General features: G+C 40.2%; 10 protein-coding genes. All 10 read left to right on the top strand.

The annotated features are described in order from the left end of the window. Positions 1-4 precede the first annotated feature (4 nt). Positions 5-1,246, top strand: a complete 1,242-nt coding sequence (hflX, locus tag AC1Z3K_RS02200; RefSeq protein ID WP_461731704.1) for a GTPase HflX — start codon at positions 5-7, stop codon at positions 1,244-1,246. After that, positions 1,243-2,505, top strand: coding sequence for a methionine gamma-lyase family protein (locus AC1Z3K_RS02195; RefSeq protein WP_461731703.1), 1,263 nt, complete (start codon positions 1,243-1,245; stop codon positions 2,503-2,505). The genes hflX and AC1Z3K_RS02195 overlap by 4 nt, the downstream gene beginning before the upstream one ends. Before the next feature lie 314 nt (positions 2,506-2,819). After that, the gene (locus AC1Z3K_RS02190; protein WP_426082177.1) at positions 2,820-3,203 is read left to right on the top strand and encodes a MerR family transcriptional regulator; all 384 of its coding nucleotides are present in this window, start codon (positions 2,820-2,822) and stop codon (positions 3,201-3,203) included. 36 nt (positions 3,204-3,239) lie between these two features. Beyond that, positions 3,240-4,580: a type I glutamate--ammonia ligase gene (glnA, locus tag AC1Z3K_RS02185; RefSeq protein ID WP_426082176.1), complete on the top strand. Its 1,341-nt coding sequence runs from the start codon at positions 3,240-3,242 to the stop codon at positions 4,578-4,580. Positions 4,581-4,908: 328 nt separating this feature from the next. After that, entirely contained in the window at positions 4,909-8,592 is a 3,684-nt protein-coding gene (nifJ, locus tag AC1Z3K_RS02180; RefSeq protein ID WP_461731702.1) for a pyruvate:ferredoxin (flavodoxin) oxidoreductase, read from the top strand. Positions 8,593-8,826: 234 nt separating this feature from the next. Continuing rightward, positions 8,827-9,714, top strand: a complete 888-nt coding sequence (gene cdaA / locus AC1Z3K_RS02175) for a diadenylate cyclase CdaA (RefSeq protein ID WP_426082306.1) — start codon at positions 8,827-8,829, stop codon at positions 9,712-9,714. Beyond that, the gene (locus AC1Z3K_RS02170; RefSeq protein WP_461731701.1) at positions 9,711-10,832 is read left to right on the top strand and encodes a CdaR family protein; all 1,122 of its coding nucleotides are present in this window, start codon (positions 9,711-9,713) and stop codon (positions 10,830-10,832) included. Before cdaA ends, AC1Z3K_RS02170 begins: the two co-directional genes overlap by 4 nt. Before the next feature lie 48 nt (positions 10,833-10,880). After that, positions 10,881-12,239, top strand: a complete 1,359-nt coding sequence (gene glmM, locus AC1Z3K_RS02165; protein ID WP_461731700.1) for a phosphoglucosamine mutase — start codon at positions 10,881-10,883, stop codon at positions 12,237-12,239. Between the two features lie 569 nt (positions 12,240-12,808). Next, on the top strand, positions 12,809-14,620 hold the full coding sequence (gene glmS, locus AC1Z3K_RS02160; protein ID WP_426082169.1) for a glutamine--fructose-6-phosphate transaminase (isomerizing): 1,812 nt from the start codon (positions 12,809-12,811) through the stop codon (positions 14,618-14,620). Between the two features lie 229 nt (positions 14,621-14,849). Beyond that, positions 14,850-15,140, top strand: coding sequence for a hypothetical protein (locus tag AC1Z3K_RS02155; RefSeq protein WP_461731699.1), 291 nt, complete (start codon positions 14,850-14,852; stop codon positions 15,138-15,140). The last annotated feature ends 38 nt before the right edge of the window (positions 15,141-15,178 follow it).

Here is a 15,178-nt window from a genome sequence, read left to right as displayed (position 1 = left end):
AGAAATGGAGAGTAGTAAAGAAAAAGTGATTCTGGTCGGCGTAGAAACAGATGATAATACAAAACAGTTTGATTATTCCATGCAGGAATTAAAAAAATTGACTGAAACGGCACAAGGGGAAGTTGTCTTTTGCTTAACACAAAAAAGGCAAAAAATTGACCGTCAGACAGTGATTGGCAAGGGCAAGCTGGAAGAATTAATTAATTTTTCAGATGCCTATGAGGCGGATTTAGTTATTTTTAATCATGAACTAACACCTAGACAAAATCAGCTGATTGGTGAGGCATTAGGTATTCGTGTAATTGATAGAGTACAGCTGATTTTAGATATTTTTGCTCTGCGGGCTCGTTCCAGAGAAGGTAAATTACAGGTAGAGCTGGCACAGTTGAACTATCTGTTGCCTAGACTAATTGGTCAAGGCAAGCATCTTTCCCGTTTAGGCGGAGGAATCGGTACTAGAGGACCGGGAGAAACCAAGCTGGAATCAGACAGACGCCATATTAGAAATAAGCTGACGGCAATCAGAAGAGAGCTGAAAGAGGTTGCTGCGCACAGAGAACGAAGCAGACAGAAAAGACAAAATGCAGATGTATTTCAAATCGGCTTGATTGGTTATACAAACGCGGGAAAATCTACAATTATTAATTTATTGACAGCAGCTAAAACATATTCAGAAGACCAGCTTTTTGCAACGCTCGATCCTTTAACAAAGAAATGGCAGCTGCCTAACGGGATGGTTGTTACAATTACGGATACAGTAGGTTTTATTCAAGACTTGCCGACACAGCTGATTGAAGCATTTCACTCGACGCTTGAGGAAAGTAGAGAAATGGATTTGCTTCTTCATGTAGTGGATGCCAGTGCTGAAAATCGACCGCAGCATGAGCAAACGGTAACAAAGCTAATAACAGAACTGGATTTGGGAAAAATTCCTGTTTTAACAATTTATAATAAGAGTGATTTGCTGCAGACGGATGAGTTCGTACCAACTTTGTTCCCTAACGTGTTGATTTCTGCTAAGAATAGTCAGGATAAAGAAAAACTGATTAATAGAATCCGCGAAAAAATGATGGAGCTGCTGGTGCCTTATGAGTTTGAAGTAAGTGCGGATCAAGGCCATGAGCTAAGCGCGTTAAAAAGACAGACAATCTTATTTTCAGAAGAATTTTTGGAAGATCAAAACAGCTATTTAGTGCGCGGCTTTGCGAAAAAAGAATCAAAATGGGTTAGGAGAAATGAAGAATGAGCTGGACAGAACAATTTCATCCCGAACTAGTTCAAAAAATAGCTGAAGTAACTCAGCAGATTGAACCTCGGATAAAAAAGCTGCAGCAAACTGCGTTGTCAAATCAGGCGAAGGTGCTGACAGCCTTTAGAAACCAGCAAATATCAGAAGTACATTTTCAGCCGGTGACAGGCTATGGTTACGATGATTTGGGCAGAACGGCTCTGGAAAATGTATATGCGGAGGTTTTTGGTGCAGAACAAGCACTAGTTCGTCCACAGATTATTTCCGGTACCCATGCAATAGCAACAGCATTATTTGGCATTTTGCGACCTGGAGATGAGTTGCTGTATATTACAGGAACACCATATGACACACTGCTGGAAGTTATTGGTCTTACTGGCAATGGAATCGGCTCAATGAAAGAGTATAATATTGGCTATGATCAAATTGATTTATTAGCGGATGGTACAGTTGATTTTCAGAGCTTGGCAGGAAAAATAACAGCGAAAACCAAAATGATTGCAATTCAACGCTCCAGAGGATACGCAGCAAGACCCTCTTTTACGATTGAGGCTATCAAGGAAATGATTGAAAGAGTTCGAGCTATTGCTCCCGATATAGTAGTTTTTGTTGATAATTGTTATGGCGAATTTGCAGAGGAACTAGAGCCCACTCAAGTTGGTGCGGATATTATGGCAGGTTCATTGATTAAAAATCCTGGGGGAGGCATCGCTAAAACTGGAGGCTATTTAGCAGGAAAGGCAGAATTGGTAGAGCGTTGTGCCTATCGTTTAACGACGCCTGGGGTAGGGAGTGAGGGTGGTGCCATGCTCTATGCTGTCTATGATATGCTACAGGGCTTTTTCCTTGCTCCTCATGTGGTTAGTCAGGCAATCCAGGGAGCTGTTTTCACCGCGGCGTTATTGGAATCGTTCGGTGTGGAATCAACGCCAAAATGGAATGATGAACGGACGGATCTAATTCAAATGGTAGAACTAAAAAATAAGGATGCGATGATAGCTTTCTGTCAGGCAATTCAAAAATTTTCACCAATCGATGCGTTTGTTACTCCTATTCCTGCTTATATGCCGGGATACGAAGATGATATTATCATGGCAGCAGGAACCTTTGTCCAGGGGGCAAGCATGGAGCTGAGTGCTGATGGTCCTATTCGGGCACCTTATATCTTATATGTACAAGGGGGGCTTACCTTAGAGCATGTGAAAATTGCAGTTTCTAACGCAGTAAATGAAGTTTTTTATTCAAAAAAACAATAAATTTGTTTAAGTGGATTTTTTAAATTTTTACAAGCAGCAGGAGATAGTTGGTTTTTTTTCAATTATTCTTCTGCTGTTTTTTGTAAAAGCTGTCTAAGGTTTCGACTAATGATCTATTCAAGACAGCCTAATTTTAATAGTTTAATAAAAACAAACAACGGAAAAGAGCGGCTTAAAAGATAAAGCAGCTTCCAGACAAGAAAAAACCGTTAAAACCGAACGAAAAATAATTAATGTGAGGAAACCTAACATTAATCGTTGACAAGAGAAAAAAGTGCTGTTATTCTATTACCAACTAAGAGAGGGGGGTGGATATGAGAGAAAAGGAACTGAGGAGATCAATGTCAGTTTTTCCGATTGGTACAGTTATGAAATTAACTGATTTATCAGCACGTCAAATTCGGTATTATGAGGAACAGGACCTGATTCATCCGGAAAGAAGTGATGGCAATCGCCGAATGTATTCATTGAATGATATTGATACACTGCTTGAGATAAAGGATTATCTTTCAGATGGTCTAAATATGGCAGGAATCAAACGGGTATACACAATGAAGCTAGAGGAACAGAAAAACGGCAAAAATTCCGGCAGGCCTTTAACTGATGAAGATGTCCGGAAAATTCTATACGATGAAATTCTTTCTCAGGGAGGACTTGCTCAACAGAATCCATTCCAATCGCAAGGACCAAAACTATAATTTCGGATAAAAAAATGAAGGACGTGAAGGGAACTTATGACAAGAAAAGAAAACAGTGTGGATGATATCAAACGAATTGCCGAGGAAGAGAATGTCCGTTTTTTACGATTAATGTTTACGGATATTATGGGAACGATTAAAAATGTTGAGGTACCTGTCAGTCAGTTGGAAAAGGTATTAAGCAACAAAATGATGTTTGACGGATCATCAATTGAAGGCTTTGTACGTATTGAAGAAAGCGATATGTACTTGTATCCTGATTTATCGACATGGATGATTTTTCCATGGGAAAGTGATCATGGGAAAGTTGCTCGTTTAATTTGTGATATTTATAATCCAAATGGCGAACCTTTTGCAGGCGACCCTCGTGGGAATTTAAAACGGGCTTTGACAGATATGAAGGAGCTTGGTTTTTCTTCATTCAACTTAGGACCAGAGCCGGAATTCTTCTTATTCAAGCTTGATGAAGATGGGGAAATTACAACAGACCTGAATGATAAAGGTGGTTACTTTGACTTTGCACCTACTGATTTAGGTGAAAACTGCCGTCGTGATATTGTCTTGGAATTAGAAAGTCTGGGCTTTGAAGTCGAAGCTTCTCACCATGAAGTGGCTCCAGGTCAGCACGAAATTGACTTCAAGTATGCGGATGTGATTGAAGCTTGTGACAATATTCAAACCTTTAAATTGGTTGTAAAAACAATTGCCAGAAAACATGGACTACATGCAACCTTCATGCCTAAGCCGTTGTTCGGGATCAATGGATCAGGCATGCACTGTAACATGTCATTATTTACTGAAGCTGGAAATGCCTTTTTTGATGAAGAAGGACCAATGCAGCTGAGCCAAACTGCTTATCATTTTCTTGGTGGCTTGCTGAAACATGCTCGTGCATATACGGCTGTGTGCAATCCAACAGTAAACTCATACAAACGTTTGGTTCCAGGCTATGAGGCACCTGTATACGTTGCCTGGAGTGGTAGAAACAGATCGCCCCTAGTTCGTGTACCTGAATCAAGAGGCTTATCTACTCGTTTGGAGCTGCGCTCGGTTGATCCTTCGGCTAACCCTTATCTAGCTATGGCTGTGCTGCTTCAAGCAGGACTGGACGGCATCAGGAATGAACTAACGCCGCCAAACGCTGTAGACCGCAATATCTACATTATGAATGAAGAAGAACGAAAAGAAGCACAAATTGAAGACTTGCCTTCTACAATCCACAATGCAATTAAAGAGCTTCGTAAAAATGAAGTGATGAGAGATGCCTTGGGCGAACATATCTTTGCAAACTTTGTTGAAGCAAAACGTATGGAATGGGCAGCCTTCCGTCAGACCGTTTCTGAGTGGGAAAGAGAACAATATTTGGAATTGTATTAATATCTATTGAAGAACTATGCAGCCGTTGTATTGCATAGTTCTTTTTTTATGCCATTCTAAACACTCTTCCGATGAAGAAATAACTATTTTTTTCACAATTTTTTCAAATGCTGATCGTAAAAACTATAGTATGTCAGCAGAAAAAAATAAGACTTTTATGCATTATATGGCAGTCTATGAAGGAAACAGAGGAAAAAGAAATAATAAATTATTGTAAGTTTGTGAAAAAATCTATAAAATGTTTCAATACCTTCAAGTATCCGTTATAATAAACTGGTATGTATAAATGATGAAATTATTTTTTGAAATAGAAGGATGATGAAATTAAATGCGTAAAATGAAAACAATGGACGGAAACACAGCAGCTGCTTATATCTCCTATGCGTTTACAGAGCTTGCAGCAATTTATCCAATTACACCAAGCTCAACGATGGCTGAACTGGTGGATCAGTGGTCTGCTGAAGGTCGAAAAAATTTGTTTGGGCAACCAGTTAAAATTGTTGAAATGCAGTCAGAAGCTGGAGCTGCCGGTGTTGTTCACGGCTCATTAAAAACAGGAGCCTTGACTACTACTTATACAGCATCGCAAGGACTACTATTGATGATTCCTAATATGTATAAAATTGCCGGTGAACTGCTGCCGACTGTTTTTCATGTTGCCAGTAGAGCAGTTACAACAGGTGCATTAAATATTTTTGGTGATCATGGAGATGTGATGGCAGCCCGTCAGACTGGCTTTGCTATGCTTTGTGAGAGTAGTGTTCAGGAAGTGATGGATTTATCTCCAGTGGCGCATTTGGCATCATTGGAATCCAAAATACCATTCATGAACTTCTTTGATGGATTTAGAACGAGTCATGAAATTCAAAAAATTGAAGTGCTGGAATATGACGAACTGCTACCGCTGCTAAACGAGGATGCCTTACAGGATTTCAGAGAGAGAAGTATGAATCCCAACCATCCTTCAGTTAGCGGAACAAATCAAAATCCGGATATCCATTTTCAACAGCGGGAAACAGTGAATCAATATTATGAGCAGCTCCCGGCTATTGTCAGAAATTATATGAAAGAAATCAATAAGCTGCGTGGAACCAATTATGATTTGGTTACTTATTATGGTGCAGAGGACGCAGAAGAAATTATTGTATCGATGGGTTCTGTTGCTCAGACAATTGAGCAGACTGTAGATTATTTAACAGCGGCTGGCCGAAAAGTCGGTTTCTTAAATATTCATTTATTCCGGCCGTTTCCTCTTGAGACGTTTTTAGAGAAGCTGCCTAAAACAGTAAAATCAGTAGCTGTGCTTGACCGAACAAAGGAAGCTGGTGCCGGCGGTGAACCGCTGCTGCTTGATGTTCAGAGTGCGCTTTATGAAAGTGACAGCCGTCCTGCTGTAATCGGCGGGCGCTATGGATTGGGCTCGAAAGATGTTTTGCCTAACCAGATTATTGCTGTTTATGACGAGCTATTAAAAGAAAAAAATGAAAGAAATACCCGTTTTACTTTGGGAATTGTCGATGATGTCACAAATACATCTCTTGATTCAGGAGAGTCACTAGACTTAACTAACCCAAAAACCTATCAGGCTAAGTTCTGGGGATTTGGATCAGATGGAACAGTTGGAGCGAATAAATCCGCTATTAAAATTATTGGTAATCATACGGATAAATTTGCACAGGGCTATTTTCATTACGATTCTAAAAAATCAGGTGGGCTGACTGTCTCCCATTTACGTTTTGGAGAAACACCGATTCGTTCCACTTATCTGATTGAAAATGCAGACTTTATTGCCTGCCATACAGCTGCATATCTGCATACGTATGACTTGCTGAAAGGCTTGAAAAAGGGTGGGACCTTCCTGCTGAACTCTATTTGGAGTGACGAACAGCTGGAACGATTTTTGCCAAATAAGCTAAAAAAATATATTGCTGAAAATGATATTCAGTTCTATACAATTAATGCTGTAAAGCTAGCTAGTGAAGTAGGACTAGGCGGCAGAATCAATACTGTTATGGAAACAGCCTTCTTTAAGTTGGCAAACATTATTCCTTTTGAAGAGGTTTTACCAATACTAAAAGATGAAGCCTTGAAGAGTTATGGGCATAAATCAATGGCAGTCGTTGAAAAAAATATTCAGGCAATCGACCGAACAGTAGAACTGCTTCATAAAGTGGATGTTCCAATGGCTTGGAAAGACTGTGAACTAAGTACAGAAAAAACTGATTTGACCGTTTCAAAATATGTAAGAGAAATCGTTGAACCGATTAATCGACAAGAGGGGAATGCGCTCTCTGTCGGAACATTGATTGATAACGGCATGGTGGATGGCCGAATGCCGTTAGGAACAACTGCTGTAGAAAAACGGGGCGTTGCTCTGGAAGTTCCGGAATGGATTAGCGACCGCTGTACAATGTGTAATGAGTGTTCCTTTGTTTGTCCTCATGCGGCAATTCGTCCTTTCTTAGCTGATGATGAAGAAATGACGGAAGCACCAGCAGGCTACATTGTCAGAGAAATGCGCGGCGCAGACGGCTTGAAATATCGTATTCAGGTTTCTATCGAAGACTGTACCGGCTGTGGACTATGTGTAGAAGCGTGTCCGGCAAAAGGAAAAGCGCTTGTGATGAAGCCATACAATGAACAAAAAGAACAAGCAATGAACTGGGCCTTCTCAATGACCTTGAGACAAAAGGAAAACCCTGCAAAAGCCAATACGGTTCTAGGCTCTCAGTTCAACAAGCCGTTACTTGAATTTTCCGGTGCCTGCTCAGGCTGTGGCGAAACGCCTTATGTAAAGCTGCTGACGCAAATGTTTGGCGACCGTATGATGATAGCTAATGCAACAGGCTGTTCCTCTATCTGGGGTGCTGCTGCACCAGTGGCACCATACACAACCAATGATCAAGGACAAGGACCTGCCTGGTCGAATTCCCTATTGGAAGACAATGCGGAGTTTGGCTATGGAATGTTTTTGGCAAATCAGACAAGACGGGAATACCTAGCTGAAAAAATGGATGAAGGTATGTCTGCTGCTTCAGAAGAACTGCAGGCATTAATGAAAGACTGGCAGATTCATCTTCATGACAGCGATGGTACACAGCAACGGGCAGCTAAGTTAAAAGCAGCTTTAGAAAATGAAAAATCTGGACAGCCGCTGCTTGAAGCGGTGTATCAAGACAATGATCTTTTTGCCAAACCTAGTCAATGGATGATTGGCGGCGACGGCTGGGCTTATGATATAGGTTATGGAGGTATCGATCATGTACTGGCCAGCGGAGCGGATGTGAATATGCTGGTGTTGGATAATGAGGTTTACTCTAATACTGGTGGTCAGACATCGAAAGCAACTCCAGCTTCAGCTATTGCGAAGTTTTCAGCCAGCGGGAAATATGTATCCAAGAAAGACCTTGGGATGATGGCGATGACGTACGGAAATGTATATGTTGCTCAAATAGCCTCTGGAGCTAATCAAATGCAAACAATTAAAGCATTTGAAGAGGCAGAAAAATTCCCTGGACCATCAATTATCATTGCATATACTCCTTGTATTGCTCACGGTTTAAAAGGCGGGATGAGTCAGACGCTTCAAGAAGCAAAAGAAGCTGTCCAGTCAGGATACTGGTCGCTTTACCGCTATAACCCTGAGTTAAGAGAAAAAGGCAAACTTCCGATGACCTTGGACTTCAAAAAACCAGTATTTGATGAGATGAAAGACTTTATGCGCAAGCAAGTTAGATTCTCGGCTTTAGAAGCGACACAAGCTGAATATGCTGGTAAGCTCTTTGAAAAAACGGTTAATGACGCCAAGACAAGATTCTATAATTATGCACGGCTAGCTGGACAGGAAGAAAAGCTGCGGGAAAAACTTGAAAAAAGCGAAATGTCTGTAACAGCAGAAAGTCGCCCTGTCAGAGAAAAGAAAGAACGTGTGAAAGATCCGGAAGCGGAAGCACGCCGGGCTGCAAGAAGAGCAGAACGGGCTGCTAAAAGAAGTCAGGAATCAAACGAATAGATAAAAATACGGTTTTTACTTTATCAAGGCTGGAAACTGGGCTGTATGATTTTGAGCGTAGCAAACGGGGTTAACTGTTGATAAATTGAAAATTGATTAGTTTTTTCATAACTTTTAGAAAAATGTGTGTTCATTTTTCTAAAAGTTTCTTTTGCTTATCAGTATTCTGTAATCTGTAAAAAATTTATGCTATACTAAAAAGGAATTCTTCAGAGAGAAGTGATAACCTATATGATATCTTTTCAAATCAGTCAGTTTTTTGATGTAAGTTATTGGCAGAAATTCATCTCGACGGATTTATTATCCCGCAATTTTATTATAAATATTATCGATATTCTGGTTGTCTGGTACTTAGTATATAAATTAATTATGCTGGTCAGAGGAACCAAAGCTGTTCAGCTTCTAAAAGGTGTAGCTGTTTTTATCATTATCCGAATAGTCAGTGAGATTGTCGGACTGCATACCTTATCCTGGCTGATGAATCAGGTGATTATGTATGGCGTAATTGCAGCCGTAGTCATTTTTCAGCCGGAAGTCCGGCGTGGCTTGGAACACTTGGGCAGAAGCTCTTTCTTCAAACCTTCTAAAAATGAGCAGCAGGAAGATGAAAAAATGATTTTGGCTTTTGACAAGGCGATTCAATATATGTCAAAGCGTAAAATTGGTGCTCTGATTACTGTTGCAAGAAACACAGGTTTAGAGGAGTATATTGAGACAGGAATCGATTTGGATGCGGATATTACCGGAGAACTGCTAATAAATATTTTTATTCCAAACACACCGCTTCATGACGGCGCGGTTATTGTTGAAGACGGAAAAATTGCGGTAGCTTCAGCGTATCTGCCTCTTTCCGAAAGTAATCTAATTCCTAAAGAATTTGGTACTCGGCATAGAGCCGCCGTGGGGATTAGTGAAGTAAGCGATGCAGTGACAATCATCGTCTCTGAAGAGACGGGAGATGTTAGTTTGACATTGAACAATGAATTAATCTCCAAGCTCACCCAAGAGGAATATTTGAAAATCCTCAGAGAAGAGCTGGTTCCTGCCGAAGATGAAAAAGATAAAAAGAACCTCCTACAGCATTTTATTGATGGTGTGACTAAAGGAGGGAAAAAGAAATGAAGAAGGCTTCACAAAGCAATTGGTTTTCCGGATTGCTGGCATTATTGTTTGCCTTGCTGCTTTTCTTTAATGCTAACTCAGACGGAAATTCTGGAAACACGGTTACAACTAGTCAGGTATACGATGAAATGCTCTACAGTATCCCTATTCAATTGAACTATGATCAAGACCAATACTTTGTTTCCGGCTATGAAGATACAGTAACAGTGCATCTAAGTAGTGCAAACCGGATTCAGCTAAACCTTGAAGCGAATGAAGATACTAGGAAATTTCAAGTAGTCGCTGATTTAACGAACGTTTCTGTTGGAACTTCAGAGGTTCCTCTAAGAGTGACAGGCTTGAGTTCAGCAGTTACGGCAAATATTGAACCGGCAACAATTACCGTTACGATTGAGAAAAAAGTAACAAAGAGCTTCGACGTAGAGGCACAGATTCCCGACAGCTTTAACGCAGAAGGGTATAAGGTGGAAAGCATTGCAGTTAGTCCTAAAAAAGTTGAAATAACCACTGGTGAAGAGACAATGGCAGAAATCGCTAAAGTGGTTGCACCGTTATCCAGTGTTACTCAATCAAGCGATACAATTAAACAAACGGTCAATGTACAGGCTTTAGACAGCAGAGGTCAAGTGTTAAGTATCGAAAATCCGGCACCACAGGTTAAAGTTACTGTACAGCTTTCTCTGCCTAAGAAAGAAGCTGCTCTAAGGGTTGTAAGTACAGGCTCGCCTCCTGCAGATGTTTCCGGCTATACATTTGATGTGTCTGAACAAATGGTAGAAATCAGCGGTTCTAATTCTGTATTAGAAACGATTGATACTCTGGAAGTCCCTGTAGATGTGACGGGCATCAGTACCTCTGTGAAGCAGACAGTCGGTATTCCGGCAAACGGTGATTATACAGTGTCACCAACTAAAATTGAAGTAACAATTAATCCAGTATACTTACGTTCAGGCTCTGATAGTCAGGTGAACGGCGGGACTGGTGAAGGGACAGCTACTAGCAATTCGAGTAAAACAGAAGAAACAAAAACCTCGGAAACTAGCAGTGAGGTGAGTGGCAGTGGTGGCGAAAAGCCTTCTTCTTCAACCTCCTCGTCAGATACCCAAGAGTCATCCTAGTAAATAAGAGGTGCACAAAATTAACTAATGTGATTAAGGAGAATAGTGATGGGCAAATATTTTGGTACAGATGGAGTTAGAGGAATAGCCAATAAGGAGCTGACACCTGAACTGGCATTTAAATTGGGGCGTTATGGCGGCTATGTATTAAGTCAGCACGCAGAGGATGAATCGCGCAAGCCTCGAGTACTTGTAGGCAGAGATACTCGGGTATCCGGACAAATGCTTGAACAAGCATTAATTGCAGGCTTGTTGTCTGTAGGTATTGAAGTCTTCCAGCTAGGCGTCATTGCAACCCCGGGTGTGGCTTATCTAACACGTCTGCAGAAGGCTTCTGCAGGAGTAATGATATCTGCCTCACATAATCCCGCTGAAGACAACGGTATTAAATTTTTCGGTTCAGACGGTTTCAAATTGGTTGATGATCAGGAGCTGGAGATTGAAGCATTACTTGACAGCGAAGAAGATACATTACCGCGCCCCTCAGCTGAAGGCTTGGGCTCAGTTGAAGAATTTCCAGAAGGGCTTCTAAAGTACTCTCAGTTTCTTGTACAAACTATTCCCGGAGATTTGAATGATTTGACAGTTTGTATTGATGCTGCTAATGGTGCAACAGCAACTTCTGTCAATCGTTTGTTTGCTGATTTAGAGACAGATTTCTTCACTATGGGAACGAGTCCCAACGGCTTGAATATTAATGATGGTGTAGGCTCTACCCATCCTGAGAAACTAGCGGAAATGGTTGTTGAAAAAGGGGCAGATGCAGGTCTGGCTTTCGATGGTGATGGTGATCGCTTGATAGCTGTAGATGAGCTGGGAAATATAGTTGACGGTGACAAAATAATGTTCATTTGCGCAAAGTATCTGGCTGAGAAAAAACGCTTGAAAAAAAATACAATCGTTACAACAGTTATGAGTAACTTAGGTTTCCGTAAAGCTGTGGAAGCCGCTGGCATGGAAGATGTCATTACTCAAGTCGGCGATCGCTATGTTGTAGAAGAAATGAGAAAAAATGACTATAATTTTGGCGGTGAGCAGTCTGGTCATATGGTTTTTCTGGATTATAATACAACAGGAGACGGGATGCTTTCAGGGATTCAACTGCTGAATGTAATGAAGCAGACTGGCAAGAAACTTTCTGAACTGGCTGGAGAGATTACAGTCTACCCGCAAAAGCTGGTTAATATTCGCGTCACTGATAAGCATAATGCGATGGAAGTGCCAGCAATCAAGGCAATTGTTGAAAAAATGGAAGCAGAAATGAATGGTGATGGCAGAATTTTAGTGCGTCCATCAGGAACTGAACCGCTGCTTCGAGTGATGGCAGAAGCACCAACTAAAGAAAAAGTTGATTATTATGTAGATACGATTTCTGCTGTTGTTGAAGCAGAAATTGGGGTTAAATAATATAAAAAAAGAAAGTTTAAAAAAGTGCAGCATATGCCTTTTTTAAACTTTTTTGCTTTTCTTAAAGATCAAATCAGAAGTTGAACGATTTAATTTTATTTCAAAAATCGACTATTGCCAAACTCTATTTTTTGAAAGAAATTAAAATAATTATTTTTACTTTTTCAATGGCTGTCTAGTATAAAATATCGTTTTCAATGAGAAGAAAACACGCTTTTTTAGATGATTATGGACAATCAAATTCTTTCTTTTGTGTATATACCAATTATTTGTTTTGTTTTTTTTGTTGACAAAATACTCTGAGTTGATATATTATTTATTATGTTTCCATGATTCTTTTTAGAAGGAGGATTATGTATACCAATTAAAGGGGAGCGCCAGGCCTGGCAAATAACCAGGTGACGAGGGAGAAGTTTATCGAGGATTCGGCGGGTGACTTCAGGGACTGTACTCTACAGATTAGTCTAAAAAATAATTGTAAAATTATAACAAAGAGCTAATCACACAGATGGAAACACATGATGAAATTGTAGTGTAAGACTCAATTGAAGAAGGTAGGAAAAGACATTATGTGCGGAATTGTCGGAATCATTGGTAAAGAAAATGCAGCAGGAATATTATTACAGGGATTGGAAAAACTTGAATATCGAGGCTACGATTCAGCCGGGATTTATGTAACGAATGAAGCTGGTGAAGATCATTTGATAAAATCTCAAGGGAGAATCGCTGACTTACAAAGTAAAATAAAAGAAGAAGTCAATGGAAGCATTGGGATTGGTCACACGCGCTGGGCAACTCATGGAAAACCGAGTGAAAGAAATGCTCATCCTCATACTTCAGCGACAGGACGCTTCACATTAGTTCACAATGGCGTTATAGAAAATTTTGAAGAATTAAAACAGGAATTTCTTCAAGGAACAACGCTGAAGGGAGAAACAGATACAGAGATTGTTGTGTATCTAATCGAATATTTTTCGAAAGAAACAGCGAATGCTGGAGAAGCACTGAAAGCTGCTTTAAATGTAATTAGAGGCTCTTACGCTTTTGCTTTGATAGATAATCAACACCCAGAGGTTATCTACGTGGCTAAGAATAAAAGCCCCTTGCTGATTGGCTTGGGTGACGGGTTTAATGTGATTTGCAGTGATGCGATGGCTATGCTTCAGGAGACAAACCATTTTGTAGAAATTGCTGATGGAGAACTAGTGACAGTCAAAGCAGACAGTATTCACATTGAGGATCAGAAAGGAAATTTGGTTTTCCGTGAATCTTATGAGGCACAGCTGGATTTAAATGATATTGAAAAAGGGACCTATCCTTATTATATGCTGAAGGAGATTGATGAACAGCCGGGAGTTATGCGTAGAATTATTGAAAACTATCTAGATGATTCCGGAAAAGATTTGATTAATAAAGAGATTGTCAAAACCGTCTCTGAAAGTGATCGGTTATATATCATTGCTTGTGGAACAAGCTATCATGCAGGCTGGGCAGGACAAAAAATTCTGGAACAAATGACAGGAATTCCAGTAGAGGTTCATCTGTCCAGTGAATTTAGTTATAATATGCCGTTGTTGTCCAAAAAACCGATGTTCATCTTTTTAAGTCAAAGTGGTGAAACAGCTGACAGCCGTCAGGTGCTAGTACAAATCAATCAATTAGGTCTTCCGTCATTAACGCTGACCAATGCTGCCGGTTCAACTCTTTCTAGAGAAGCGACCTATACACTGCTGCTTCATGCGGGACCAGAAATTGCAGTTGCTTCAACGAAGGCATATACGGCACAAATTGCTGTTTTGGCAATTTTGGCTGTTAGTGCAGGCAGATACCAGAAGACGCAGGCTGCTGAAGCGTTTGATATTGCTCATGAGCTGAGCGTAGCAGCATCTGTAATGGAGGCAGTTATCGACGAAAAAATGCTGATTAGTCAATTAGTGGAAACATTTCTTAACAGCACTCGCAACGCATTCTATATCGGACGCGGGATGGACTATTATGTTTCGATGGAAGCAGCGTTGAAGTTAAAGGAAATTTCTTATATTCAAGCGGAAGGCTTTGCAGCTGGGGAGCTGAAACATGGAACAATTGCCCTAATTGAAGAAGGAACACCAGTTATTGGGATCATTACTGACAAAAAAACAGCAGCCCATACCCGTGGAAACTTAAAAGAAGTTGAGAGCCGGGGAGCACAGACCATAGTGATTGTTACAGAAGCTTTGGCTAAGGAAACAGACCAACTGGTTATTCCCGATGTCCATCCACTGTTGAGTGCCTTAGTCAGTGTGGTTCCTACACAGTTAATCGCCTATTTTGCAACTTTGCAAAGAGGCTATGATGTAGATAAGCCGAGAAATCTGGCAAAGAGTGTAACAGTAGAATAGTAGCTGATACAGGTGATTAAACAATCATGAAATTCCTGTTTCAAGTCATTGAAAATATCTCCAAAGAAAGAATCATAGGATTTTTTCTTTGGAGACTTTATATTGTGGAATATCCTAATTAAAAAACGGCTGTTATTAAAATGTAAAGTATACAGTTATGTTTCTAACTGCGGTTGAGATATGTTAGAATGAAACACAACAGCGAATACAAGAGCGGAGGAAACATGATATGGAACATCAGGTACAAGCAATGACGTTTGGGGAACTTAAAAAGATTGTGACAGAGTTAGAGAGCAACGAAGCTGTTACAGATGAAACCAGAATTTTTATTGATACTGGCTGGGATAGTGTTCAGGAAGTGGATCCGGAAGCCTTTCACGTAGAAAAAATAAAACAGTTTAAAGTTGAAGACGAGCTGACTAAGGAATGGTATTCAGGTTTTTCATTATTAAAGAAGTCAGAAAAAATGAAGGCAGATGGACCAGAAGAAACGGCAGTTATTTTGAGAAATTTATATTAAGTATTTTCTAAAAACAAAGAAAAGCTTATTTGAAAATC

It is taken from the genome of Enterococcus sp. LJL128, from assembly GCF_056924295.1.
The sequence above is the reverse complement of the archived record's forward strand: the minus strand, read 5'-3'. Positions and strand labels throughout refer to the sequence as shown.

Coding starts and splice junctions, on each gene's coding strand:
- hflX (WP_461731704.1), top strand. CDS start 5: ATGGAGAGTAGTAAAGAAAAAGTGATTCTGGTCGGCGTAGAAACAGAT.
- AC1Z3K_RS02195 (WP_461731703.1), top strand. CDS start 1,243: ATGAGCTGGACAGAACAATTTCATCCCGAACTAGTTCAAAAAATAGCT.
- AC1Z3K_RS02190 (WP_426082177.1), top strand. CDS start 2,820: ATGAGAGAAAAGGAACTGAGGAGATCAATGTCAGTTTTTCCGATTGGT.
- glnA (WP_426082176.1), top strand. CDS start 3,240: ATGACAAGAAAAGAAAACAGTGTGGATGATATCAAACGAATTGCCGAG.
- nifJ (WP_461731702.1), top strand. CDS start 4,909: ATGCGTAAAATGAAAACAATGGACGGAAACACAGCAGCTGCTTATATC.
- AC1Z3K_RS02170 (WP_461731701.1), top strand. CDS start 9,711: ATGAAGAAGGCTTCACAAAGCAATTGGTTTTCCGGATTGCTGGCATTA.
- glmM (WP_461731700.1), top strand. CDS start 10,881: ATGGGCAAATATTTTGGTACAGATGGAGTTAGAGGAATAGCCAATAAG.
- glmS (WP_426082169.1), top strand. CDS start 12,809: ATGTGCGGAATTGTCGGAATCATTGGTAAAGAAAATGCAGCAGGAATA.
- AC1Z3K_RS02155 (WP_461731699.1), top strand. CDS start 14,850: ATGGAACATCAGGTACAAGCAATGACGTTTGGGGAACTTAAAAAGATT.